At 67.7% G+C, this 24942-nt stretch carries 21 protein-coding genes, 1 tRNA gene, 1 other RNA gene and 3 pseudogenes; 12 read left to right on the forward strand and 14 right to left on the reverse strand.

Annotation, left to right across the window (positions count from 1 at the left end):
* The first annotated feature begins 75 nt into the window (after window positions 1-75).
* Complete coding sequence (locus IF11_RS0104035) at window positions 76-1485, forward strand: oxygenase MpaB family protein (RefSeq protein WP_030350003.1); 1410 nt, start codon at window positions 76-78, stop codon at window positions 1483-1485.
* Between the two features lie 32 nt (window positions 1486-1517).
* On the opposite strand, the gene IF11_RS0104040 is transcribed toward IF11_RS0104035, so the two are convergent.
* From IF11_RS0104040 to IF11_RS0104055, 5 genes are all read right to left on the reverse strand, one after another.
* Entirely contained in the window at window positions 1518-3893 is a 2376-nt protein-coding gene (locus IF11_RS0104040) for a helicase-associated domain-containing protein (protein WP_078490430.1), read from the reverse strand.
* Between the two features lie 687 nt (window positions 3894-4580).
* Window positions 4581-4853, reverse strand: a complete 273-nt coding sequence (locus tag IF11_RS0104045) for a hypothetical protein (protein WP_030350005.1) — start codon at window positions 4851-4853, stop codon at window positions 4581-4583.
* Window positions 4854-4943: 90 nt separating this feature from the next.
* Window positions 4944-5204 carry a hypothetical protein gene (locus IF11_RS41875; protein WP_078490432.1) on the reverse strand — a complete coding sequence of 87 codons (261 nt, stop codon included), beginning with the start codon at window positions 5202-5204 and terminating at the stop codon, window positions 4944-4946.
* An 81-nt stretch (window positions 5205-5285) separates the two neighbouring features.
* Window positions 5286-5528: a hypothetical protein gene (locus IF11_RS0104050; RefSeq protein WP_030350006.1), complete on the reverse strand. Its 243-nt coding sequence runs from the start codon at window positions 5526-5528 to the stop codon at window positions 5286-5288.
* Window positions 5529-5532: 4 nt separating this feature from the next.
* The gene (locus IF11_RS0104055; protein WP_030350007.1) at window positions 5533-6093 is read right to left on the reverse strand and encodes a DUF5994 family protein; all 561 of its coding nucleotides are present in this window, start codon (window positions 6091-6093) and stop codon (window positions 5533-5535) included.
* A gap of 268 nt (window positions 6094-6361) precedes the next feature.
* On the opposite strand from IF11_RS0104055, the pseudogene IF11_RS43400 reads away from it, so the two are divergent.
* A pseudogene (locus IF11_RS43400) lies at window positions 6362-6603 on the forward strand (tyrosine-type recombinase/integrase); the annotation flags it as partial.
* A gap of 262 nt (window positions 6604-6865) precedes the next feature.
* Here IF11_RS43400 and IF11_RS0104060 read toward each other — a convergent pair.
* From IF11_RS0104060 to IF11_RS39930, 3 genes are all read right to left on the reverse strand, one after another.
* Window positions 6866-7291: a PIN domain-containing protein gene (locus IF11_RS0104060; protein WP_030350008.1), complete on the reverse strand. Its 426-nt coding sequence runs from the start codon at window positions 7289-7291 to the stop codon at window positions 6866-6868.
* Window positions 7288-7569 carry a ribbon-helix-helix domain-containing protein gene (locus IF11_RS0104065; RefSeq protein WP_240627957.1) on the reverse strand — a complete coding sequence of 94 codons (282 nt, stop codon included), beginning with the start codon at window positions 7567-7569 and terminating at the stop codon, window positions 7288-7290. The genes IF11_RS0104060 and IF11_RS0104065 overlap by 4 nt, the downstream gene beginning before the upstream one ends.
* A 78-nt stretch (window positions 7570-7647) precedes the next feature.
* Window positions 7648-9195 (reverse strand): plasmid pRiA4b ORF-3 family protein, encoded by a 1548-nt coding sequence (locus IF11_RS39930; protein ID WP_240627955.1) that lies wholly within the window; start codon window positions 9193-9195, stop codon window positions 7648-7650.
* A 380-nt stretch (window positions 9196-9575) separates the two neighbouring features.
* Between IF11_RS39930 and IF11_RS42875 the strand changes: the two genes are divergently transcribed.
* The 5 genes and pseudogenes from IF11_RS42875 (at window position 9576) to IF11_RS40685 (ending at window position 13159) form a co-directional block, all read left to right on the forward strand.
* Window positions 9576-9848 carry a hypothetical protein gene (locus tag IF11_RS42875; protein ID WP_338119975.1) on the forward strand — a complete coding sequence of 91 codons (273 nt, stop codon included), beginning with the start codon at window positions 9576-9578 and terminating at the stop codon, window positions 9846-9848.
* Window positions 9849-9990: 142 nt separating this feature from the next.
* Entirely contained in the window at window positions 9991-10290 is a 300-nt protein-coding gene (locus IF11_RS0104080; RefSeq protein WP_030350012.1) for a helix-turn-helix domain-containing protein, read from the forward strand.
* Between the two features lie 11 nt (window positions 10291-10301).
* A pseudogene (locus tag IF11_RS43110) lies at window positions 10302-11518 on the forward strand (tyrosine-type recombinase/integrase); the annotation flags it as partial.
* Between the two features lie 745 nt (window positions 11519-12263).
* On the forward strand, window positions 12264-12884 hold the full coding sequence (locus IF11_RS0104090; RefSeq protein ID WP_030350013.1) for a hypothetical protein: 621 nt from the start codon (window positions 12264-12266) through the stop codon (window positions 12882-12884).
* Window positions 12885-12973: 89 nt separating this feature from the next.
* On the forward strand, window positions 12974-13159 hold the full coding sequence (locus IF11_RS40685) for a hypothetical protein (RefSeq protein WP_133243340.1): 186 nt from the start codon (window positions 12974-12976) through the stop codon (window positions 13157-13159).
* Between the two features lie 234 nt (window positions 13160-13393).
* Here IF11_RS40685 and IF11_RS36345 read toward each other — a convergent pair whose 3' ends face one another.
* Together IF11_RS36345 and IF11_RS38445 are read right to left on the reverse strand one after the other, a co-directional pair.
* Window positions 13394-14074, reverse strand: a complete 681-nt coding sequence (locus IF11_RS36345; protein WP_157848404.1) for a protein kinase domain-containing protein — start codon at window positions 14072-14074, stop codon at window positions 13394-13396.
* Window positions 13969-14703, reverse strand: coding sequence for a PaeR7I family type II restriction endonuclease (locus tag IF11_RS38445; RefSeq protein WP_165840705.1), 735 nt, complete (start codon window positions 14701-14703; stop codon window positions 13969-13971). The genes IF11_RS36345 and IF11_RS38445 overlap by 106 nt, the downstream gene beginning before the upstream one ends.
* Before the next feature lie 451 nt (window positions 14704-15154).
* Here IF11_RS38445 and IF11_RS0104105 point away from each other — a divergent pair, with 451 nt between their 5' ends.
* The 3 genes and pseudogenes from IF11_RS0104105 to IF11_RS38455 all read left to right on the forward strand — a co-directional run.
* A complete protein-coding gene (locus IF11_RS0104105) occupies window positions 15155-15862 on the forward strand; it encodes a PaeR7I family type II restriction endonuclease (protein WP_030350014.1) in 708 nt (235 codons plus the stop codon).
* A gap of 499 nt (window positions 15863-16361) precedes the next feature.
* The gene (locus IF11_RS43115) at window positions 16362-16811 is read left to right on the forward strand and encodes an endonuclease domain-containing protein (protein WP_425315184.1); all 450 of its coding nucleotides are present in this window, start codon (window positions 16362-16364) and stop codon (window positions 16809-16811) included.
* Between the two features lie 52 nt (window positions 16812-16863).
* A pseudogene (locus IF11_RS38455) lies at window positions 16864-17169 on the forward strand (helix-turn-helix domain-containing protein); the annotation flags it as partial.
* Window positions 17170-17189: 20 nt separating this feature from the next.
* Here IF11_RS38455 and IF11_RS0104115 read toward each other — a convergent pair.
* From IF11_RS0104115 to IF11_RS0104130, 4 genes are all read right to left on the reverse strand, one after another.
* Window positions 17190-17915, reverse strand: a complete 726-nt coding sequence (locus tag IF11_RS0104115; protein ID WP_030350016.1) for a PaeR7I family type II restriction endonuclease — start codon at window positions 17913-17915, stop codon at window positions 17190-17192.
* Between the two features lie 12 nt (window positions 17916-17927).
* Entirely contained in the window at window positions 17928-19604 is a 1677-nt protein-coding gene (locus IF11_RS0104120; RefSeq protein ID WP_030350017.1) for an Eco57I restriction-modification methylase domain-containing protein, read from the reverse strand.
* Window positions 19605-19740: 136 nt separating this feature from the next.
* Window positions 19741-21597 carry a hypothetical protein gene (locus tag IF11_RS0104125; protein ID WP_133243338.1) on the reverse strand — a complete coding sequence of 619 codons (1857 nt, stop codon included), beginning with the start codon at window positions 21595-21597 and terminating at the stop codon, window positions 19741-19743.
* Between the two features lie 614 nt (window positions 21598-22211).
* Window positions 22212-22296: transfer RNA gene (locus IF11_RS0104130), tRNA-Ser, on the reverse strand.
* A 72-nt stretch (window positions 22297-22368) separates the two neighbouring features.
* On the opposite strand from IF11_RS0104130, the gene ffs reads away from it, so the two are divergent.
* Together ffs and IF11_RS0104135 are read left to right on the forward strand one after the other, a co-directional pair.
* Window positions 22369-22467, forward strand: an RNA gene (gene ffs, locus IF11_RS38185) — signal recognition particle sRNA small type.
* A 51-nt stretch (window positions 22468-22518) separates the two neighbouring features.
* Window positions 22519-24888, forward strand: a complete 2370-nt coding sequence (locus IF11_RS0104135; protein ID WP_030350019.1) for a DNA polymerase III subunit gamma and tau — start codon at window positions 22519-22521, stop codon at window positions 24886-24888.
* Window positions 24889-24942 lie beyond the last annotated feature (54 nt).

Below are 24942 nucleotides of genomic sequence, written 5' to 3' on the forward strand. Positions count from 1 at the left end.
GATCACCATCCCGACCCCGCACGACCGACCCCCGGAACACCACCTGAAACACCACTCGGAACGCCGCCCGAGTCTCTGTTCGGCCCCGACTCGCAGTTCCACCGGTTCTTCAACGATCCGCGCTGGGCACTGGCCATGCTCAGAGCTACGGTGCTGGAAGCCGCTCACCCGCAGATCGGCGCGGCCCTGATCGACAACTCGACGTTCGTGGCGCACCCGTGGCGACGGCTGCGCAACACCCTCGTAAGCCTGCAACGCATGTTCGGCCCCGACGAGGAGACGCGGCAGAGGGAGGCGGCCCGGCTCAACCGCCTGCACGCGCGGCTGAGCGGTACGGACGCGCGGAACCGGCCGTACGACGCGATGGACCCCCAGGTCCGCGCCTGGGTCGTCGCGACGTTGTTCGAGAGCTCCGTCACCATGTGCCGACTGGGCGGGCAGCCGCTCGACCAGACCACCATGAACCAGCTCTACGCCGAATTCCAGGCGCTCCTCGCGGCCTTCGGGGATCAGGCCGGCCATCTGCCGCCCACGTTGCAGGAGTTCTGGCAGTACTACGACCACATGGTCCAGGAGGAGCTGGAGAGCACGGAGGCGCTGCGCATCATCCTCTACAAGCTCTTCGACCATCTCCCGGCGCCGCCTCTGCTGGACGGCCTGCCCACCGTGTGGGCGGCCGGCCGCGCGCTCGCCGGCCCGGTCATCGGCGCGATCACCGTGGCGTCCCTCCCCGAACCCTTCCGCCGACGGGCGGGTCTGCCCGAAATCCCCGGCGCCCAGACGCTGATGCAGAGCGCCTACGTGGCCGCCGGCCTGGCGCGCTTCCTGCCCGACGGCTGGCTCCGGACCGAGAACGTCACCAGCCTGCTCTTCCTGTCCCCGGACAGCGACGACCCCCGCGCCGCGACGCTCACCGCACTGCGCGGCCGGATGAAGCGGGCCGGCGCCCTGTTCCGGCTGGTCACGCCCTTTCCCGCGCAGCACGGTCCAGCCGAGGGGGCCGGGCCGGGGCGGGATGCCGAAGAGTTCTTCACGGCGGTACTGGACCAGACCGGGGACGGCTATCTGGACTGGCCCGATCTCGCGGCCATGGCACGGGAGTTGTCGTCCCGCCTCGATCTGGACGAACCGGCGGAGACCAAGCTCTACCACGCGTACGCCGAGTGGTGGAGGGAACTCCAGACGGCTCTCGACACCGACGGCGACGGCCGCATCAGCAAGGAGGAGTACGCCGCCGGTGTCCCCTCCCTCGCCGGGCCCGCGCTGATCAGGGTCGCCGAGGTGCTCTTCAGCGCCACCGACAAGGACGGCAACCAGTTCATCGACGCGGACGAATACCGGGCCCTGTTCCGGACGGGGTTCCGCCGCACCGTGACCGGCGCCGACGCGAGCTACTCCCGCAGCGCGTTCGTGAAGGACTTCCTCTCCTTCATGTCGGGTCGCGAGCGCTCGACCGCCTTCGACCCGCTGCTCGCCGAGGCGTAGGCGGCAGACCACCCCGGACCACTCGGCAGGCCCTAGCCCCTGTCCTGGGCGGGCATGACGCTTTGGACGCGGGAGAGCGTGAAGACACGTTCGTCGTTCCGCAGATGGCACCAGGCCCGCAGGTAGGGCGGGTCCAGGTCCAGATCGCTGAGGCTCCGTACGGTGTGGCTGCCCGAGGCGGCGACGTACTCGATGGTGATCGCCTGGCCGGCGTCGACGGCGTGGGCCAGCTGGCGTACGTCGGCGAGGGACAGCGCGCTCGCGTACCCGGCGATGATCTCCTCGGTGTCGGTGCCGAAGGGGACCCCGTTGTCCGGGTCCGGCGCCGGGCTGGTCGCCGGGGACTCCCGCAGCCTGACGGCCAGCGCCCGCAGGCCGTCGGCCGACTCCCGACCCCGCTTCATCCGCGCGACCGGTCGCTGTGCGCCGGCGGTGCCCCGGGCTGCGCGAGGAGAAGGGACCGGCGCGGCGGCGCGGTGCTGCTCGGCCTTTTCGATACGGACGGTTCCGTCGGCGGTCTCGGCGACGGGCGCGTAGCCCTCGGCCCGGAGTGCCGCGAGGGTCTTGTCGAGTGGCGTACGGCTGATCAGTACGGTCGGTGCCAATTGCCGCAGGCCGAGCCCCGCGAGCTTGCGGTGGACGGTGAGCTCGGCCAGAAGCGCGGGTTCCTCACCGTGGATCACGCAGGCGGCGGGCGCGAGGCGAACGTGTCCGTGGCGGCGCGCGGTATCGGCGATCAGATACGACAGCGGCTGCGGCAGCGGCCCGGCCGCCACAGCGGTCAGGTCGGCGGTGATGCCGTCGGGGGAGCGCCCGGTGTCCAGTGCACGGCGGACACTGCCGGGGCTGAACCGCCACACCGATGCCGTGCCACCGGCCTCCCGGTCGGCGACGGAGTCCAGGAGCGCGGTGAGCCGGGCGGAGGGGGTCCCGGTGGCGACGGCCGTGAGATCGGCGCCGATGAGGGCCGTCTCGGTGGCAGCGGGCAGCAGCCGCCGCGTGCCGGCGAGGAGTTCTTCCGCGTCGTCGGCGAGCAGGGCGGCGCCGATCCCGGACAGGGCACCGCGGGCGAGGACGCCGAGCAGCTCCGCTTCTCGGATGACGGTGGCGAACGGCGTCGTGTCCTGCGGCAGTTGGTCGGCGAGGGGACGGTGCCAGGCGACCAGCGGTCCCAGATCCTCGGACGCTTGCCGCGCCCCCCGGTCGGCCGGGAGGTTCGCCGCGGCGGCGAGCAGCCCGTGCCGGGCCTGTACGCAGCCGTTGCAGGGCGGTTTCCCGGCGAGCGCGGGAGCGGACTTGCCCTCCTCGTCGCGGGTCTGGGCAGGGGTGAGCGGCAGCGACCACCACGTCCGAAGCAGCAACGGGATCCGTTCCCCGGGCTCCAGCTCCGCCCAGGCGTCGTACGCCGCGGTCACCGGTACGAGATCGCCGTCCCGGGCCAGCAGTCCGGCCGCGTACGCCGTCTCCAGCACGACGCGCAGCACGGTCTCGTCGCACTGCGCCGCCTTGCCGATACGTACCAGCTCGCGCACCCCGACCCCGCCGGACTTCAGCCTGACCGGCGGCTTGGCCGCACACACCGACAACACGGAGGAAGCGTGAGCGGCGAACGCGGTGACCGCGGCCGCCGCCTCCCGCTCCACCTCCTCCGTGGTGACCGGCAGCAGCCGGGCGAGGGGCGGTACGGGTTCGAACGGCGCGCGCCAGTCCGGGCCGCGCAGAGCCAGCGCCACCTGGGCGGGCATACGGGCGGGTCCGTACCGCTGGCGGTCCTGGACCAGCAGTCCTCTGTCCAGCGCCCACCGGGCACCCGGCCCGGCGCCCGGCCCCGGGGCCCCGAACATGACGGACTGCCGCCGTCGGAACTCGGGGTCGGCCAGACGCTCAAGCAGCTCCCGGGTCGCCGCGGGCGCCCGCGCGACCACGGCGGTGACCCGGTCCGGATCGCTGTGGTGGTCCACCAGGTCCGTGAGCCGCTGCCGCTTGGTGCCGGGCGGCTTGATGCCCAGCGCCGCCAGCATGCCGCGCAGATCCTCGGAGGTCACGCCCGCCAGCAGCTCCGAGACCGGCGGGTCCAGCCCCAAAGGCGCCTCCCACGCCTGCCTCAACGGTGCCGCCATGTGGAGCGTCCCATTGCCGTCCGACCAGACCAGCGCATGATCGGCCAGCACCTCCAGCGCCGCGTCCAGCCTCGGGGCGCCCTCCTCGTCCGCCACTCCCAGCAGCCTCACGAGCGCGTCACGCGTCGCGGACGCCCCCAACGCGGCCAGCGCCTCAGCCACCTGCAGATACGGCAGCGCGAGCCGGGGCAGAACCAGCGCCACCGACCCCGGGCGCTGCAACCGGTCCGCCAGCTCACCCACGGACCGCGGCTCCGGCGGGGACACGGTGTCCGAACGCGCCCCCATCACCCGTTCCAGGCGCGGGACATCAAGACCCCGCAGCCATGCCGCCAGCGTTGATCCACCTGACTTACCGATGAGGACACCTCACCTCACACGAACAACAACACCCGTCGGCCGACCGGCGCTGCACGAACGTCAAGGATGACGCATCCACGCCCGACGCGTGCAACAACGGCGGCGGCTGAGACGACGAACGTCGAAGGGCCCCACCGCGAGCGGTGGGGCCCTTCGACGTATTGCCCGGTGAGAGCAATGGCGGAGGATACGAGATTCGAACTCGTGAGGGGTTGCCCCCAACACGCTTTCCAAACGTTCGTCCGGGGGTTTGGGCATGTGCGGGCGCGTCTTGGCCTGCGGCGGAGCAGTCGGTGGCGGGGATCCTGAACGGCCCCGGACGCATGTGAACGAGACCAGAGATGAGACCACGGGCAAGGGTGTTTCGGCTGGTCAAGGCAGCGCTGTTGGTGTGGACGCGCGAGTGGACGTTGCGCGGATGACGCCCTGCTCCCGCCGGACGAAGGAAGCTGCACAACGGCCCCGGCGTATACCCGCCGGGGCCGCCCTTTCAGGTCGTTGCACGTGAGAGTGCGCGGACCCGGTTTTCATGCTACGCCTAAGGCGCCTTCTGTGACATAAAGGGGATTTCATGCCAATTCGGTTGACTCCTCCAGGGGACGCCTTCGTGTCGCGTCAGTCCCGTTCCTCCTCTTCGGCCTCCATGAGCCGGATTCCCTGGTGCGTCAGCGTGACCATCACGGGGGTGTTTCCTTGTGCCCAGTCGACGGTGACGAGTCCTTCGCCCACCAGATATGCGCAGGCGGCGGCCAGATCCTGGTCGGGGATCTGAAGATCGTCGCGCAGCTTCGCCCCGGTGACGCCAAGGAAGCGATTGCCTTCCGTGGTCTCGTACAGGGCCTTCGTGATCCTCTCGCGATAGAGCTTCCGCTCGTGCAGTGTTGCCATGATTACCACCAACTCGTGCCGGGCGCCGACTCGGAGCCTGCGGGCCATGCGCGGTAGTACGCCTGCCCGTCGCCATTGCGGGCCCTCGTTTCAGATTTGGTCCGTTTGTGTGCGGGCGTCCCCGGAGGATCGACTGGATACCAGCCAAGGCTGCGCCGACTCTGGTGTGTGGGTGGTGTCGATGGTGAGGTGGAGGCGGGTTCCGCCTGAGTCGTCGACGGGGTAGCTGCGCTGTTCGGTGGCGGCGAAGCGACGACGGAGAACATCTGCGACCTGACGGGCGGCTTCGGGGGACGCGGCGACGATGCGCACGTCAGCGCGCCCGGCCGAGGGGAGTTCTGGTGGCTTCATGGTGACCTCACTCATCATCAGGGACGACAGGGATGACGTGTTGATGGGTGTGATGCCGTCGCGTCACACCCACCGCCCCAGTCAGAAAACGGTCGGTGCCATCCGCGGTCCCTCGGCGTGGCGCTCGTAGCGGATGGCCACGGGCGGATCAATGGGCTCGGTCGGCTGTCGGCTCGTGCGGTTCTGCCGTCCGGATCCCTGCGGGGCGTCGCCGTAGCGGAAGGCCGCGATCCGCTCGTCGTGCTGCGTGTTGAGCCGATGGATCAGGAACATTCCTCCCGCGATCATGACGACGATCGCGGCCACAGTGATGATCGTCTCCACGTCCTCACCTCGCTCGGGCGGAGGCCAGGAGCCCGGCTGGGTCCCCGGTCGCTGAGACGGCTCCGCCGTCGGTCTCCCACTCTTCTTCCCGCCACATCGCCTCCTGCGCGTGCCGGGTGGTGTTCTCGCTCGCCATCAGCGCACTGGCGGTGCGGAGGCCGCCGGGGGTGGCCGCGGCGGACATCAGCCGGGCGGCAGCAGCAGCGCCGGTCTCCGGCGGGATCACCAACAGGTCCCAGCGACCTGTGGTGTAGGAGAGGAGGATCAGCTTGTTCGGGTCCTGCTCTTCGGCGAACCAGCCGACGTGCACCGTGTGCCCGGTCACCGGCACCTTTCGTGGCACCACGGGCCAGTGGGTCGGGTTCACCGTGACACGAGTGATCCGATCCCAGCGCGCGTCCAGCACCTTCATCAGAGCGGGAAGTTCGTGGAAGAGATCGCGAGAGCGGGGCCACCAGGCGCCGTCCAGGAGACCCGGAGGCGATCCTGCCGGAGTGAAGGAGAGGCGGGCCGGTGACGAAGGTACACGCTCGCTGACGATCGTACGGTCGATGGTCGCGGTCATGGCGCGAACCTGTCCCCGGGGCTCCTCTTCGACGTCCCGGTGTTGTTGCTCGCCGGGAACGACACTGGCCTGAGAGTCGGTGTGCGAAGTACTCCCGGCCTCTTCACCCTACTCCGGCTGGCGGTCCGTGAAGGTGCGCGTGACCAGGAGCTTTCCTGGCGAACGCGGGTCCGGCTCGCCGCCGCGCGGCACGCCCGCGCCCCGGCACGCGGAGTGCGGTGAAGTGACGAGGCCACCTCGCCGGGCGTACGCAAACCCGGGAAGACGGCGGGACGGGCGCCTGCACGATGCTCGGCACACCGTCGCCACGGTCCTGCTCATCCTCGGTGTCCCTGAGCGAGTCGTGATGCAGATCGCGGGCTGGTCGTCCACCGCCATGGCGGTGCGCTACCAGCACGTGACGGGCGGCATCCTCGCCGACGTGGCGCAACGAGTCGGCGGGGGCTCATCTGGGAGGTGGCCAAGGACGCCGACGAGGGCAGGCCGGAAGGCTCCGAAGGGTCCCGTTGAGACTGTAGATGAGACTACGAGCGTCGAAGGCCCCCGCTGCGAACAGCGGGGGCCTTCGACGTATTGCCCAGTGAGAGCAATGGCGGAGGATACGAGATTCGAACTCGTGAGGGGTTGCCCCTAACACGCTTTCCAAAGGTTCGCCCGGCGGGTCGGTGACGCTCGGGGGCGTCCTGACCTGCGGCGGAGCGGGGTATTGGGCGGATGGTGGACTGTGCTGGACGGAGATGAATGAGACCAGAACTGAGACCGGGGCGCCGGGTCATACCTTCTTGACGACGATGGCGTCCGGGAGGAGCTGCTCCAGGTCGTCCACGTCCGAGGTGAAGACGGTGACCTGCCCCTTCTGCCGGCGCGCGATGACGGCGAGCATGGCGTCGATCGCGTACTTATGGCCGTGCAGCTTGGCATCGGCCAGGAGGCGTCGAGCCTGGCGGGCCTCGTCCTTACCGATGTCGGCGACCTTGAGCCGGGAGAGTACCCAGTCCCAACGCTGCTCGGTGGTTCTGCCGTCGTACGCCTCGACCAGCGTCATCGGAGACGTCACCACCTCGGCTTCCCCTCGGGCCGCGAGGTTGAGCCAGGCGATCATCTTCCGATCGCCGCGCACTGCCAGGGACAGGGCTTCGCAGTCGAGTACGAAGACGCGCAGGGGCCGCTGCCTGTGCTCAGTGCCCCGCTTCTTCACGCGGCCTCTCCGGCGTCGTGCCCTCGGGCGGCGCGGCGGCGCCCGTGCTCGGCGTCGAGATCCTCCAACTCCTCGAACGCTGCCGTGCGCTCCTCCTCGGTGAGGGGGCCGTGTTCCTCCTGCAGCCAGTCGGCCAGTTCCCGCAGCCGGTCCCGGTCGCGCTTGAAGCGCAGCGCCTCGGCGACGTACGCCGACAGGCCCCGTTCCGCCGCCTCCGCGCGGATCTCGTCGAGGAGGTCCTCGGGGATCGTCACCGTCACCTTCTTGGTGGTCGCCATACAAGAGACCATACTCCTGGTGTTGACCCCCTTACCAGTGCGTGCCGCGAATGGTGGCGTGGCCGGACGGCTCGTCTGTCATGGTGCTGTGACGTGCAGCAGCCGCGCGTTGGCCTCGTTCGGCGTGAAACGGTCCGGGGCGAATTCCGTGGCGGACCGAAGTCCGAACCACACCAGCATGGCGTGGTGTTCCTCATGCGCCGGGTCGGCGAGGATCACTTTGAGATCGCTGTAGCCGGGGGCGCCGCCGCAGTCCTCGGGCGGGCACGCCCCGACACCGTCCACGCAGTGCGGATAGGGAAGCCCGGCTGAGGCTGTCTGGACCTGCTCCACGGTGATGAGGTGCTCCCAGGAGTCCCCGAAGTCGTACGTGTACACGAAGTGGGCACCCGGTTTGAGCAGGGCGCCCAGTGTGGCGCTGCGCTCGTCGCGGAGTCCGAGTTCGCCGTCGGGGCGGCCGTACTGGACGCCGTCGATGGTGAACGCGTGCATGTGGCAGTTCTGCCAGCCCATCGCGTCCTGGAGCACGGAGTGAAGCCGGTCCAGGCGGAGTGAGGCGGGTACCAGCAGCTGCCGCCAAACCCGGGGGTCGTCCACGTCTGCGAGCTCGACGAGGATCCGCAACACCACGTCGCCGGGCTCGGGCTCGCCGCGCATCCGGGCCGTCTCGGTGCGTCCGTCCGCCGTCAACTCGGCGCTGTCCTCCGTGAGATGGACAGCGCCCAGGGAGGCGAGGGCCTTCAGGGACCGTTGGATGTCGTGGTCGTTGGCGGTGCGCAGATGCCGGAGGCGGTCGGGGGACAGGTCGTCGAGCACGTACAGCGGGCTGACCGCCTGCCACACCACCTCGTACAGGTCACTGCGCGGCACCGGGGCCGTGGCCGCATACAGCCGCTGCAGCAACGCCCGCAGGCCCCGGTCGTACTCGTGTGCGAATAGTGATTCCAGCCAGCCGGAGACCGTCACGGCCGGGCCGATGTGCGGCAGCGCTGCGAACAGCGCGCCACGCAGCTCGTCGGGGCGGTCCAGCAGCTTGGCGTTCTTCTTCACCGGCAGCAGGCGCCCGCCCGCTGTCCGCAGCAGTCGTGCCGCCTTCGCCCACTCGACCAGCAGCGTGAGGTGGTACAGCTCCTCGCTGGACTTCGTCTTGAACGTACGGTCCCCGATCACCGGGTCCATCCGGTCGCCGGTGTCCAGAACTTCCACCAGTGCTCGCGCGTCGGCAAGCGTCACACGGCCGGTCTGGGTCAGCTTGCGGCCCGTGCTCACCCAACCGACCAGCGCTCGCACCTGCTCGACGGTCCTGCCCACTGTCTCACCCATGCTGATCTGCCCGTTCCGCTTCGTGTCCCGACTCACCCGAACCCAGGATGGCAGCACCGCCGACGCACCCCGTGCTTCGCGTGGAACGAGACGGAAGTGGCAGACCGTGACGGTGACAACGCGCGACGAGGAACTGCTGGCCCGGGTCTGGGAGATGAGGGAGCGCGGCAGCGCGCCGAAGCAGATCGCGAAGGCGCTGGGGCTGCGCCCGGCCCAGGCCACCGCGCTGGTCAGACGGGTCGCCGAGGCGGCACTGGCGAACCTCGCGCCGGTTGAGCGGCCGGTGGTGGGCTGCTGGGTCAACGCGGGCTGGAGCGTGGGACTGGACCTGGCCAAAGCCCCGGAGTGGGCGGCGGCCGACCCCCTCGGCCAGGAGCCGGACCCGGACACAGGCGGCTTCGCCCAGATTCTCCTGGCCCGCCAGGAACGTGGCAGCAGGGTGACCGTCACCGGGTTCCTGGTGGACGTGTACTGCCTGGGAGTCAAGAACGTCACCGACCCCGAGGTGATGGGGTCCGGATCCCAAGGCCGGCCACCCGATCAACCAGTCCGCAATCTGGCGCATCGAGAGCGGCAAGCCGCGCCGCAGGGTCAACCTCGACGAGGCACTCGGCTTCTGCAAGGTCTTCGACCTGCCCCTCGACGAGCTGACCAGCCCTCCCGGCGGCCTGATGAATCCGCAGGTGAGACGGCTCGTCGGCGAGTACGTCGAGAAGTGGAAAGAGTGGCGCGCCCTGGGCAGGGCCCAGGACCGGATCATGGCCGAACTCGACGACTACGCGAAGGCCCACCCCGACCAGGCGGACATGGCCAAGGTCATGCTCATGCACGAGCTTGAGGTCGCCTCCGACGGCGAATTCCGCCACCACCGCGGCTCGCGCAGCAAACTCCGGAGCTGGCTCGGCCCCGACCGGATGTCTCCGGCCGACGAGACCGAGCAGCCACCGGCCCAGTAGCCGCTCCGCCACGGTCACGTCGCCGCTGCGAACGCCGACGACCTCCCCCTGTGAACCCCGCAGTCCCACAACCGCCATACCCAACGATCGACCGGCATCGCTGCCTGGGTTGCCGCCCTCGCCCGCCGGTCAAGGAGCCTCCTTGCCCCAGAGCACTTCCCTGCCCCTTGCCCAGATCGCCCAGCTCCTCGACGTCCCCGAGGACTCCCTCCGCGCGCTCATAGCCGCGCGCGGCGAGCAGGGCGACGTCACCCTCGTCGGCCTCACGGTCGCCGAGGCCGCCCGCCGCATGGGCGTCGGCCGTACCACGCTGTACAAGTACATCTCCTCCGGCGAAATCCCCTCCGCGAAGGTCGGCCGCCTGCGTCGTGTCCCGGTCGAGGCGGTGAACGAATTCCTCCAACGCCGCCTCGGCCCTGAAGGCTTCGGCACTGCGGCTTGAGGGGGGCGCACATGACCAACCCCAAGAACTCCCGTCAGCCCAACGGCGCTTCGACCATCTACCTCGGCAAGGATGGTCGCTGGCATGGCCGCGTCACCGTCGGCGTCAAGGACGACGGCAGCCCGGACCGCCGCCACGCCAGCCGTAGGACGCGCGCCGAAGTCACCAAGGTCGTACGAGACCTGGAGAAGCAGCGCGACTCCACGGGTGTCCGCAAGGCCGGCCAGACCTGGACGGTCGAGACGTGGCTGACTCACTGGGTGGAGAACATCGCCGCGCCGAGCGTGTCCGAGAACACCATCGATGGCTACCGCGTCGCGGTCTACCACCACCTCATACCCGGCCTGGGCGCCCACCGCCTGGAGAAGCTGGAGCCCGAGCACCTGGAGCGCTTCTACAAGAAGATGCAGGCGGACGGCAGTTCCGCCGGCACCGCCCACCAGGCGCACCGCACCGTGCGCACCGCGCTCAACGAGGCCAAGCGCCGCCGTCACCTCACCACCAACCCGGCTTCCATCGCCAAGGCGCCCAAGATGGAAGAGGAAGAGGTGGAGCCGTACTCCCTGGAGGAGGTCCAGCGCCTCCTCCTCGAAGCGGACAAACACCGCAACACCGCCCGCTGGGTCATCGCCCTCGCACTCGGCCTGCGCCAGGGCGAAGTCCTCGGCCTCAAATGGGCGGACGTCGACTTCGAGGCGGCGTGATCCTCGTACGCCGGGGTCGTCTTCGGCCCCGCTACCAGCACGGCCGTGACGACAAGTGCGGTCGCAAGCCTGGCTATTGCCCGCAGCGGATCAGCATCCGCCGCGAGACGAAGGACACCAAGACGCGCGCGGGCAAGCGCCCCATCGGTGTGCCCGAGGAACTGCTGAGGCTGCTGCGCCTGCACAAGGAACAGCAGGACCGCGAGCGGGCCCTTGCCCGAGACCTGTGGGTGGAGAAGGGGTACGTGTTCACGTCACCGACCGGCGAGCCGCTCAACCCCAACACCGACTACCACAAGTGGAAGGACCTGCTGAAGGCGGCGAAGGTCCGCGACGCTCGCCTCCACGACGCCCGCCACACCGCCGCCACCGTCCTGCTGATCCTCGGCGTCCCCGATACGGTCGTCGACCGCATCATGGGCTGGGAGCCCGGCAAGTCCGCCCGGATGCGCAGCCGTTACCAGCACCTCACCGGCCCCGTCCTCCAGCAGACAGCCGCGAAGGTCGGCGCCCTGATCTGGGGTTCGTCACCGACACCGCACCAGCACCCACCGACACCTGGAGGTCCTGTACCTGACCCCAGCCAGAGCCTCGCGCCGGTGGAGTCGAGGGTGTACGTAGCCCGCCTCGGCGAACGCCTCATTCCTTTCCTGGACCGCGCGCACGCGGAGGCCCTGATCTCCCAATGGGAGGAGGACCACCCCGACCACTCGGCGGACGTCGAGGAATGGGGTCGGGATAAATGGGAACACAAGGGCCCTGGTGGTATGCGAGCCATCCGCGAGGGCATGCCCGACCGCAGGATCGTCCACCATGGCCACGCTGCGTTTCTGCCTGGCGGCGAGCGGCTCAACATCGGCCGTTACGAGCAATGGGCTGTGGTGGCCTGGGAGTTCGAGACGGAGCTCTACACGGATCTCCCAGTCCGCTGGCACACCACCCGTCGCCCCGGCTGCGAGGTCGAAGCCCAGGTCCGTGGCACGGATAAGGACGCCGTCGCTGCCGCCATGGCCGAGGCGTGTGCACAGGCAATGGATCGTGCGAAGAACCCCGGAAAGTATGGCGACGCTAACGAGTGGTAGGGGTGGCGGCCCGCCGAGATCTGCCTGATGTGCCCATGCGGGCCCCGACCGATTCGGTCGGGGCCCGCATGGGTTTGTCTGCCTCGCAGCCCTTCGCCGAATTCTGCCGAAACTCTCGCCGGTTCTCGCCGAACTGCGCCGAATGTGGTTTCATTGGTGGCACGACGACTGGGGGAGGTGCGACTGCATGGCGGAATCTCGGTTGCCCGACTGGACCAACGTGAAGATGGGGACCATGGTTCGGGCCGCCCTGTGGCTCGTTGCCGAGGTCGGCGAGGGGAACGTCTACACCAGGGATCAGTTGCAGGCGGCGTTTCCTGGCGTCGCGCAGGTCGACCGTCGAGTGCGGGACCTGCGGAGTCACGGCTGGGTCATCGCGACCAACCGCGACGACGTACTGTTGGCGCCTCATGAGACCCGCTTCGTGCGGGCCGGCGATCCTGTATGGGAGCCGGGCGTGCGCCGGGCGCCCCGTCGGCAGGAGCGGTCCTCCGAGCTGGTGCCGATTCGTGCGGCGGGGCCTGAGTCATTCCGCATCCGAGAGCCTCTGTACGAGGTGCGGCGCGCGCAGGACCCGGAACAGGTTTGGGAGCGGCTGCAGAATCTGTCGTTGTCTGAACGATCGCTCCTCCTGGCCTGGATCGCCATGGGGCGCAGACCTAGCTCCCCCGTCGAACTCGCTTGGCGCGCCTATCGGGGCCTGTCCGAGGAGAAACGCCAGGAACTGGCAGCGAAACTCGGCGAACTGGTCAGTTCCGAGCTGTACGAGGAGTCGCCCGTGCCGGAGGACGGCAGCGACGAGAAGTAGACGAAATGCTTCCGCCGGATCCCGTGTCACCTTCCACAGATCTCCGGGGTCCGGCGGATGGTCCAACCCATCTGATGAGGAGAAGAACCGTGTCCAGTATGCGTGTCCCCGTGGTCGGAAGCGAGCGTCCGCCCAGGTTCGAGGTGTTCGTGGCCGCTGTGGCCGTCGGCTATGCGGCGGGCTACAGCGCCGGCGTCGGCAACGAGACCCAGAGGGCGCTGGGCCTCCTGACGGTCACGGCGATCGGGTGGCTCTGGGACAGGTGGCGCCGCTGACCACCCCCGAAGGCTCGTGACCCCTTGGGCCTCGACTGATCAGGTTGAGGCCCAAGTCCACGACAAAGGTCAAGAAGCCGTTGCTGCCGCGGTTGCCAAGGCACATGTACAGGCTATGGACCGGGCGGGGAACCCGGGAAGGCACGGCGAATGACGTAGGAAGGGCTCTGGAGGGGGCGACTGCGCAGTCGCCCCTGCTGCAGATCGTGCCGGTGGAGGACCAAAAGCCCAGTATCAGCATCGTCCTGCCTTGTCGTGCTCGCGGTCGATGAGGGCCACGAACTCGTCAATGCTCTGCGGGCGTCTCTCGATCTTCTGCTGCGTTGCTTCCTTGACGATGGTCCGCCACGGCTCCTCTGCCGGCAGGAGAGGGATATTCGCTTGCGGCCACTCCCCAGTGAGAGCCCAGGCGGCTACTCGGCCGAGGCTGTAGATGTCTGTCGCCGGTACAGAGAGGTCATGCGGCCCGGCGGAAAGCTCAGGCGGGGCGAAGCCAGGAGTGCCGATATGGGAGCCGGTACGACCAGCAAAAGTCGTTTGGCCGCGTGGCCGGCGGACGACGCCCCAGTCGGCCAAAGTCCAACGCCCGTGCAGCAGCAGAATGTTCTGTGGCTTGACGTCGCGGTGACGCCAACCGTGGCGGTGAGCTTCTGCGAGGGCGGATGCAACCGCCTTGATCATCCTGCGGAGATGCTTCGGCTCCTTCAAGTGGAGAAACTGTTCTTCAGCAGTTGCATCGGCCAGAGGCATGATGAACCAGTGGTGCTTTGCCTCAAAGTCGAGGACTGGCATGACGTTTGGGTGCGCACTCAGGATGCGGGCGATCTCGATCTCGCGCCCCATCCGGGCACCTGCCTTCGTCCACTGAGATAGTCTCCGCTTGAAAGCAATCTCGATGCCTGACGCTTTGTGCACCCCCCCCGGAGTACTTCTGCTTGCCCGCCCCGCTTTGGCACGCGCTCCAGAGAATAGTCCTTCTTCTCGCCCCGTGCGGCCTCGATCACTTCTCGGTACCGCTCCAGGTTCGGCGTGATCTCTTCTAGTGGACCTACAGCTCGTGCGAGCAGCCGACGGCTGAACCGGTCGACGAACCGCTGCACCGACATGCCTTCCGATGGTTCACGCAGTCCCACGTCGGAGTAGCAGGTGTAGGCAATCTCGTCATAGAGCTCGTCGTCGAGGAATTGATTCAGTGCCGCTTCAAGCCTTGGCTGGACAGAGGTACTTCCTCCCTGCTCCAACATGATGAACAGTCCGAGCTGTGGCTGCAGCCCGCCGTTGTGGTCAGAGCTTCGTACCGCCAGGGCCCGTGAGGTCGCCTCGTGGATCCGGTTGTTCAAGTTCTTTGCGGCGGACGACCCAGACTGTGCGGTGAACTCGATTGCTCCCAACGGAACGTCATCCTTGGTGATGACAATATCCCACCGGGTATCCCTCAAGCCGAAGGATGCTGGCAGAGAAGCCGCATTACCCGTCTGAATCCAAGAGCGGTCGACGCCGCGTTCAACGAGTGCATCGATAGTGGCGCTGACGATGGGCTCCATGCGTTGATTTATACGGATCCAGGTGTCGGAATCAACCCAGTAGTTCCGCACCGCAGCTGTCAACGCCCCTGCCATCTGCTCCCCCTTGCCGAGTGCTTCCTGCCCCGGAGGAGCCTACCTACAGAGTCGTCGGGTTAGGGGTGCGTGATCGTCCGGTTCCGATCTGTGCGGAGCCAGACGCAACGTCCACCATCGCTCCACCCGCCTGTGCGCCCATCCGCTGACCTCAGTCTCACTAGGCTTCCCACTGCCCGGAACCTGCACTCGGACCGGCAGCGCTGACGACCGGGATTCGGCCAGCTCCCGTGCACAACTCCCCTTGTCTGCCCTTGAGGTGGCGGTGCATCGACGTAGCCTCCGCGTCGACTGTCAGTGCCACCCCTCACACTGGGTCAGCTGGGGTTCCTGAACGGAAGCCCTCGAGACAAGCCGAACGATAAGGAGTGGTGGCATGAAGCACGAGGTAATCCAGCAGGCTGCCCAGGACTTCTGGGACAAGCGGGCTGAGCAGAGAGGGAAGCAGGCAGACGACGGAAAGGCTGGGGGAGAAGCCCGTGCCAACGGCCACATTGCGGGGTTCGAGAATGCCGTGCGGGATATCTTCATCGCTTGCGATCTCTCGGAAAGTGATGTTCGGACCGGGAGGCCGTACCTTCCGGGGTACTATCGCGTTCGCAAGTCCTGGGACCTCGTGGTGATTTACAAGGAGGTCCTTATTGCTGCCTTCGAGTTCAAGTCCCAAGTCGGGAGCGTAGGGAAGAACTTCAACAATCGATTCGAGGAAGCGCTTGGCAGCGCCACTGATTTGTCGGTGGCTCAGGATATGAATAAACCCTTTGGTGCTGTGCGGCCTTGGCTTGGCTACGTCTTCGTTCTTGAGGAGACAGAAGAGACTGAGAAGCAGAATCGTGAGGCACACGCACTTTTCAAGACTGACCCGGCATTCGAGGGGATGTCATACACTCAGCGCTATCAGGAGATGATCAGTCGTTTCGTCGGTAAGAATGTCTATGACCTTGGGTGGTTCGTGACCACGCAGAAGGCCGAGGACGGAACTGTGACGTACAAGGAACCTCTGCAGACCGCGACCGGCTACGCTTTGCGGGCTGCCATCGAGGGTCGCGTCAAGCACGTTAAGGCAATGCTCGGCGAACGCTAATAGTCGAAGGTCCCTTTCTTCCTGGCGAGTTCCTGGAAGAAAGGGGCTTCTGGGTAACGGCCGAGTATTACCTCGATGAGTCAGATGCCGCAGACCTCGCCATCTTAGAGTCGAAGGGTGAACTGGCCGATATATTAATAGGCGACGAGTTGACAGAGTTGATGGTCGGACGGGCGGGGCTGTGAAGGTCTGCAGGGCCACTGGAGACGGCTGGAAGTGTGACAGGCGGGTCATAGCGAAGGGCCTGTGTAACGCGCACTACCAACAACATAAGCGAGGGGTGCGGGAGTTCAAGCCTGCACAGGTAAAGCGTCGCAGTGATAAAACGTACTCGAAGTTCCGCTGTGAGGCGTCGAGCCAGCACCCCCTAGCTATGCCTGGGTCCTCCGTTTGGGAATGTGATCGGGAGGTCCGCAATACGAACAAAGGTCTGTGCGACACCCATTACATGCAGACTCTCGCGTCGAGTGTGGTCAAGCCATTCAAGGCGAAGCTCCCCATGGCGACGATCCTTGCGTATCGAGACCAAGGACTGAAACAGTGCTGCACATGCAAGCAGGTCAAATCGTTTGAGGAGTTCTATAAGAGCAAGACCTCGGCTGACAGTTATCGGCCACAGTGTGTTTCATGCATCAAATGGGTCCATATTGAGGGGAGCTTCCACCTCACGCAGGAGGGTTACTGGGCACTGCTTGACCATCAAAACCAGTCCTGTGCAATCTGCAACGTGAAGGGGCTCTGGGAGGTTGGGACTTGGCACATCGATCATGACCACTCTTGTTGCTCGAAACAGGGTAGATCGTGCGGGAAATGCATTCGAGGTCTCCTCTGCAGCAGTTGCAATGCGAAGGGGCTCTCCTGGTACGAGAACCTTCCGGCGGACCTCCGTAACATCCCGATATTTGAGTCCTACCTTTCCGATCCCCCCGCAAAGAAGGTCCTCCTCTGAGGGCAGTCCCGTAACCGCTGGTCATGGGCGAGATGACCTTTGCGCGGCTGGTGTGGTCACGGCGTCGGAACCGTCTTGGATAGGCCCGTTCACCGGGCTGAGCCCGTGCTGCTTCGGCAAGTTGGTGACCATGGTGCAGCGCGAGAATGCAGCCGAACCACGGCTGAGACGTCCGTGGGGTCCGTTGCTTGAGGGCTGCATTCTGTTGGTCGCGGCCTACTGGCGCACAAACTTGACGATGCGCCAGCTGGTCCTGCTGTTCGGAATTTCGAAGTCGGCGGCCGACCGGATCATCGACCACATCGGCCCTCTGCTGCCATTGCCGTCTCGGCGCCGGTTCGCGAGAGGCACGGTGCTTAGTGCGTCGAATCTGTGCCGTTACCCGGGGAGGCCGAGGTCTTTCAAGTAGGTGAGGCGCGCATTGATCGCTGCTGAGAAGTGTCTCCAGTCGAGGCTCGGCACGAGCTCGATCGGCTTCGGTGCCTCGGCCGAGGACGTGACGTAGCACGCGGCATCGTAGAGCTGTTCGGCTATGAGGCGCTCGCAGAAGATGCCGAACCGGTCCTGGTACGAGGTGCCATGCCAGATTGCGTCGGTCGGCAGGGCGCCCTTCGCGGTCTTGACCGGCCTCCGGGAACCCTCCCCGTCCTGCATGATGAAGAAGTAGCCGAGCCAGGGCTTCTCCTTCGGATACAGCTCGGCGAGGGCGGCGCGGCGGAGGTCCACCGCGCTGCCCAGCGCTTCCTCGACCCGGTTGTTGTAGTTGTTGCCGTACGAGGGCCCGCCGAGCGCCTTCATCTCGAAGGCCGCGACGAGTACGCCCTCATGCACGACCACGAGGTCCCACTGCTTCTGCGGCCGGTAGTAGCCGGGCAGCTCCAGCCCTTGGGACTTGCTGACGCGGATGCTCTCGGCCGGGTAGCCGGCTTCCAGGAAGAACTTCGCCAAGAGGGCCGCGATCACATCGAAGTGCTTGCCGCCACGGACTGACCCGGCAGTGCCGGCCCCAACCTTGGCCTTGATCGCAGACTGTTCGCTCTGCAGCTGCTTGGCACCCCAGTACGTAGCTATGGCGTCCTCGAAGTCTTGGCGGGTGACCGTCAAGATCCGTTCCTCCTAGTCAGGCAGCTCGGCCAGTCCGTAGACGCGCAAGGCAGCCTCTGTCGCGGCCTTCACGTCGCGCTTGTCGAATGCATCCGCGAGGGCTGTGCGGTCACTCTTACTGATGGCGGCCGGGTCGGGCACGCGGATCTTGCGGAGGTACTGCGCCTGGAACCGGAGGGTTCCCCCTCGCATCTTGACCGCGTACGCCTCCACGAACGCTTCCGCGACCTTGGACAGCAGCAGACCACCGAGTACGCGCATGTCCCAGTTGTCCGAGACGATGAAGTACAGGTTGTGGTGAGGGTACAGCGCGCCTTCATCGAGGACCGGATGGATCGTCAGCTTCATGTCCGGAAACAGCAGCTTGGGACGTCGCGTCAGGCGCTGGTCGACCTTGTCGATCGTCTTGTACCAGCGCTGAGGTTGCTTGACCGCAACGTACCGCTTGCGGAGTGCGGCCCCGTGCTCCTCGAAGTACGCAGCGAGCTGCGGGTAGGCCGTGAGGTCGACCAGGTCGCCGTCCGCTGTCCACGGGTTGACCAGGTAGGTGCCGTTCCAGTTCAAGGTGCCGCTGGTGGTGTCACGGACCATGGCCATGGGCAGCAGCCGGTCGCTCTCGACCAGGGCGTCGTCGTCAGTGAGGAAGACCTTGTCGGCGCCGGTGGCGATGCCGATGCCGACACGGGTCCCGGTCTCGGTGTCCTCCAGGAGCCGGAAGCGTTCGGTGAGCTCTTCGAGGAGGGCCAGCCTGGCTGGCGAGGCGGCCGGCCACGAATCCTCGTCGGGGAACCAGTGCGGCATGCGGGCGGCCTGGAATGCGGCGGTGGTGATCGACTCCGTCGCGTCCTCCGCGTACCAGGCCGCGAAGTCGCCAGCTTGAGTGCTGCCGAATGCCCGAGTGGTGTCGGCTGCCACCGCTCCGCCCTGGGGCCGGTTCGAGATGAGAGTGATTGCCGGATAGGCCGAAACCTGATCCTCGAAGGCATCCACGTCGTGCATGACCAGGGCCAGGTCCATGCTGAAGTGGCTGGTCACCAGCTGTCGGAGCCGACGGCCGTACTGGTTTCGCATCCAACGGTCGGCGCAGATGAAGCCGAGCCGCCCGTCAGGGTTGAGGCTTCGCAGCGCGACCTCGTAGAAGCCGATGTAGATGTCTGCCCTGCCCCCCATCGTGGAGCAGGCACTGCGGTAGGCCGCCATCCGGTTGTCGGGGACGTCTTCGAGGCGGATGTACGGAGGATTGCCGACTACGTAGTCGGCTCGGTGATCTGCATCGGGCTGGAGCAGGTAGTCACCATGTTCGACCCAGGCGGTTGCCACCTGTCGGGCTTCCTCAGCCTGCCACCCTTCACCCACCAGCTGCATCTCGATGACGGCGCGGCTCTGCTGCACGTTGCGGTCCAGCAGATCCAGAGCGCGTACGGCCGCAAGCGCGTCCCCGAGGGAGCGATTGTGCGTACGGCAGGAGGCGCTGATCCGTGACGCGACAGCGACTAGGAAGGCGCCTGAGCCGCAGGCCGGCTCGACGAGCTTCACGTCGCAGAGGTCCTTGTCGGCCGTGTACCCGAGGAGGTCGAGGATCAGGTCGACCACCCAGCGTCGAGTGAAGACCTCGCCGTGCTCCACGGCCTCCGCGGGGAGGGCGGGAAGGTTGTGCCGGTCGATGTCAGAGAGCAGAGGAGTGGCCACGTCCATGACCCTACTAGGGACAATTCCGGCCACGGGTCCCTTCACCGAAGGGGTGCTGTTGGCGTCGAGCCACGATCCGGCTGCTTCGGTGCTGGCCTTGAGTGGCTTGCCCGGCGAGGCAGTGGGCTCGGACCGGTTAGAGCTGCGCGGCATGCGGATTGCTCAGTCCCGGGATCAGCGGCCGGTCGTGGTCGAAGTCGTGGACGAGGACATGGCCGCGCACGGACGCAGGCAAATCGTTGTCGGCGACGAGGACCTGGAACGGGGCGGTGGTGATGCCTGCTCCGGTGCGGGCGGTGACGAAGTCGACGAAGCTGCTGTAGATGCGTTGAGCGAAGCGCGAGTCCCAGGTGTTTGCGCCGATGTTCTTGGTCGGTGAGTCGATCATGAGGAAGGCGGGGAGGTCGCCGACGCGGTTGGTGAGCAGGTAGCGCAGCAGGGTGGCGTGGTAGCCGACGGTGAGGGCGGCGCGGGTGCCGCCGCCGTGGCGGTCGACTCCCTGTCCGTCGACGATGGGCAGGTAGGTGTCGCGGTCGATGCGGGCGTCTCCCGCGTACCAGGGCAGATCCATTTCCTCGACGACATCGGCGAAAATGTCGTTGAGGTTGTCCAGGACGTCGCCTCGGCGCACGGCGTAGCTGGCGATCAGGTCTTTGCGGGCCTCGGTGAGTTCGGTACGGCGTTCCTCGGCTTCGCGCAGTTCTTCCGCCAGCGTGCGCAGCCGCTGGTGGGGTTCGACGAGGCGTTCCAGGCCCTGCAGGCGGGTGGTGGCTTCGGCGACGGCTGCGCGGGCACTGGCGAGCTGGTCGGCATGCGGGGCGATCAGCCGGCGGGTTGCCTCGTCGAGGCGCTGCTGGAGGTCGGCGACGTGTGCATCGGCAGTGGCGGCTTCCTTCTCCGCCTCGGCCACCCGAGCCTGGCCCTGGACGACCCGGTCGCGGGCGGCGTCCAGCTGCCGCTGGAGCGTGTCCAGCGCGGCTGCGAGATCGGTCTGTGTTTCGGTGCACTGCGGGCAGGCCCCTGCTGGGAGTGTGCGCCGGGTCAGGTCGGCGTTGCAGTGGGAGCACTGCACGACCGGCTTTCCAGCCTTCTCCAGCCGCTTGCGCAGCTGGTCCACACTGCCCTCGCTGTCCGCGACGGCGCGGCGGACGTTGCCAGCGCGGCGGTGGGCGGCTTCGGCTTCTTCGCTGGCCTGCCGCAGGGCGGCGCGCAGCGGATCGGCGGCCCCGGTCAGGGCGGTCAGTTCGTTCTCGATGACCTTCAGCCGCCGCTCGGCCGCTTCGCGCGCTTCAGCGGCACGGGTGATCTCGGCGTGGATGGCGTCGAGGTTCGTGGCGGTGGAAGCGTTGAGGAAGGTCGAAATGCTGGCTTGGTCCTGGGTGAGCTGCCGCACGGTGGCTTTGACAGCGCTCAGTTCGGCTTCCAGGGCCGGGAGTTCCGGGGTGGACATCCCGAAGAGCAGCTCGAACAGGGTCTGGCGCAGGGCACTTGGCCGGTCGACGCTGTGACCGGCGATCTTCTGGTCGATGGTCAACTGCCGTACGTACATGAAGTCCAGCAGGTCGGCGAAGGCCACCGGCTTGCTCCCGCGGCGCGCGGTGGCCAGCAGCCGGGACAGGCCGACTGCTTCCAGCAGCCACTGCGACAGAGTCGTGCGGCCGGTCTCGTCCGAGTCCTTCAGGGGCAGGATCTCGCTCAGCGTGCCGTCGGGTTCGAGCAGCTCGACTTGGCCAGTGCGGCCACGTACGTTCCGGCGCAGCCGCACCTGCTGGCCGTCCAAGAGGAGTTCGGTCTCGACCCGGTGGACGTAGCGGTCCATGGCCACGGGCCATTTCGGGGTTGAGCCCAGGGTGTAGGAGACGCCTTCGAAGAAGGTCGTCTTGCCGGTGTTGACCGCGCCGACCAGGGCGACGAGGTCGGCGTCGAGGGCGTAGGAGTGCCAGCCCGCCGCAGTCTCCACTGAGTAGCGCAGCAGCTTGATCGAATGTGCCATGACCTGGTCCTCCACGACTCGCTGCCCCGGCTGGGCGGCCGACGCGTCATGGCCTGCGTAACGATGCAGTGTGGCGACGGGAAGGCTGTGAGCGCCCAGAAGTGCCTGAACGGGCCTCCAGTCCTCTGGTTGGTTGACGGCATGCGTCGTGACCGCTGGACCGTCTCCTCGTTGCTGGCGGCGGGGGCAATCATTCGCGGAAGTGAGGGCGCGGCATGTACGGCGGCGGTGGTACTCCCTGGGGCAAGATCCACGCTGATCGCCGAGCGAGGGAAGCGCAGGACGAGACGTTTCGGGTGCGTGGCGAAGCGACTGCGTGGAAGTCGCGGGCTCAGGAGCTTGAGGCGCTGGTGTACGAGCTTGCCGACCAAGCTCATCCAGAGCATGCCCAGGAGGCACCTGGCTGCCGTTGCCGTGGTTGCTGCGGCGAGGTGCTGAAGGAGATTCGGGCTCGTCACCCAGTGACCTGATCCTTGGCGGAGGCGGCCGAAGCCTGTCCGTGGATGTCCACGGCCGTCCGCCTCGCGCAACTGAGACCAAAACTGAGACCACGCAACGACGAAGGGTCCGACCGCTAAGCGGTCGGACCCTTCGTTTGCCCTGATGGGCGGGTGCGGAGGATACGAGATTCGAACTCGTGAGGGGTTGCCCCCAACACGCTTTCCAAGCGTGCGCCCTAGGCCACTAGGCGAATCCTCCGCGGCAAACAATACAAGACGCCGGGGAGTGCTCGCGAACTCGATCCGGGCCTCCGGGATCGGGTACTGTGTGCGGAGCCCCTCACGTGGCGCTATCTGACTGAACTCCCCCAGGGCCGGAAGGCAGCAAGGGTAGGTCGGCTCTGGCGGGTGCGTGGGGGGCGCTTGCGTTGGGGGTGGTGGTAGGGGGGCGTTGTCGTAGCGGGCCGATATCGTCGTAGGTGTGTCGTCCCTTGCGCTGTACCGCCGTTATCGCCCCGAGTCATTCGCCGAGGTCATCGGGCAGGAGCATGTCACTGACCCGCTGCAGCAGGCCCTGCGGAACAACCGGGTCAATCACGCGTACCTGTTCAGTGGGCCGCGTGGCTGTGGGAAGACGACCAGTGCGCGCATCCTCGCGCGCTGTCTGAACTGTGAGCAGGGGCCGACGCCGACGCCGTGCGGTGAGTGCCAGTCCTGCAAGGACCTGGCCAGGAACGGGCCGGGGTCCATCGATGTGATCGAGATCGACGCCGCGTCGCACGGAGGTGTGGACGATGCCCGTGATCTTCGCGAGAAGGCGTTCTTCGGGCCCGCGAGCAGTCGTTACAAGATCTACATCATCGACGAGGCGCACATGGTCACCTCGGCGGGGTTCAACGCTCTGCTGAAGGTGGTCGAGGAGCCGCCGGAGCATCTCAAGTTCATCTTCGCGACCACCGAGCCCGAGAAGGTCATCGGCACGATCCGGTCGCGTACGCACCACTATCCGTTCCGGCTGGTCCCGCCGGGGACGCTGCGCGACTACCTCGGCGAGGTGTGCGGGAAGGAGCGGATCCCGGTCGCGGACGGGGTGCTGCCGCTGGTCGTACGGGCCGGCGGCGGGTCCGTGCGTGACTCGATGTCCGTCATGGACCAGCTGCTCGCGGGCGCGGCCGAGGACGGTGTGACGTACGCCATGGCGACGGCCCTGCTCGGTTATACGGACGGGTCGCTGCTCGACGCGGTGATGGACGCGTTCGCGGCGGGGGACGGGGCCGCGGCGTTCGAGATCGTGGAGCAGGTCATCGAGGGCGGCAACGACCCGCGGCGCTTTGTCGCCGATCTGCTGGAGCGGCTGCGGGACCTGGTCATTCTGGCCGCCGTGCCGGACGCCGGGGAGAAGGGGCTGATCGACGCGCCCGCCGATGTCGTCGAGCGGATGCAGGCCCAGGCGTCGGTCTTCGGCGCGGCCGAGCTGAGCCGGGCGGCCGACCTGGTCAACACCGGGCTGACGGAAATGCGGGGGGCTACCTCACCCCGGCTTCAGCTGGAGCTGATCTGCGCGCGGGTGCTGCTGCCCGCGGCCTTCGACGACGAGCGGTCGGTTCAGGCACGGCTCGACCGGCTGGAGCGAGGGGCGGCCGCCGCCGCGTCGACCGCGGGGGCCGCGTTCTCGGCCGGGGGGCCCGGTCCCGCGACGGGGTACGTCCCCGGGCCCGGGGCTCACGCGCCCGTACCGCCCGCCATGCCCGTACCGGCCGCGCCCGCGCCCGTACCGCCGGCCATGCCGCATGCCGCACCGGAGCCCGCCGCTCCGCCGCCCGCCGTGCCCCCGTCGGCCCCCGCTCCGGCCTCCGCCGCCGAGCCGCAGCGGCCCGGTGCCTGGCCCTCCGCCGCGCCGCCGGAGGCTCCGGGGCGCCGTCCCGGCGGCTGGCCCACCGCCTCGACTCCAGGGCAAGGGCAAGGACAGGGGCAGCCGGCCGCTCCGACGCCGGGACCGGCGGCACCCGCGCCGGCCGCTCCCCAGCCCGCTGCCGCCGCGCCGGCCCCCGGAATGACGCAGGGCGCAGGACAGGTACGGAACATGTGGCCCGACATCCTGGAGGCCGTGAAGAACCGCCGGCGCTTCACCTGGATCCTGCTCAGCCAGAACGCGCAGGTCGCGGGGTTCGACGGGACGACGCTCCAGGTCGGCTTCATCAACGCGGGCGCCCGCGACAACTTCACGAGCAGCGGCAGCGAGGACGTGCTCAAGCAGGCGCTCTCCGAGCAGTTCCATGTGCAGTGGAAGATCGAGGCGATCGTCGACCCGTCGGGCGGCACCGCCGGGCCCCCGGCGAGTGGCGGCGGAGGAGGCGGCGGCGGAGGAGGCGGTGGCGGTTACGGCGGCCCAGGCCCGGGCCAAGGCGCCGGAGGTGGCGGCTACGGCGGGGGCGCGGGCGGCCCCGGCGGCGCGGGCGCGCCCGGCTCCGGCGGCGGGTACGGAGGCGGCGGGTACGGGGGCGGTGGCGGTTACGGCGGTGCCCCCTCCGCCTCGAACGCCGCCTCGGCCGCCCCGCAGGCACAGCACCCCGCCCAGCCCGCGCACTCTTCGCAGTCGTCGGCCGCCCCCGCGTCCCAGGCCCCGAGCGGTCCCGGTACGGCGCGACCCGAGCCGCAGCGCCAGAACGGACCCGACCGCTCGGACCGGCCGGACAACAGACCCGTCGCGCCCGCGAAGCCGCCGGTGGCACCGGAGGACGACATTCCGGAGGAGGACGATCCGGACCTCGTCGACTCCGCGCTCTCCGGCCATGAACTGATTGTGCGCGAGCTGGGAGCGACGGTTGTGGAGGAATACACAAACGAATAGCGGTCCGTCTTTCGGCGGCCCGTCCAAGGCCCGCACACGGAGCGGCGCTCTGTC

This window comes from Streptomyces scopuliridis RB72 (genome assembly GCF_000718095.1).
Lineage (GTDB): Bacteria > Actinomycetota > Actinomycetes > Streptomycetales > Streptomycetaceae > Streptomyces > Streptomyces scopuliridis.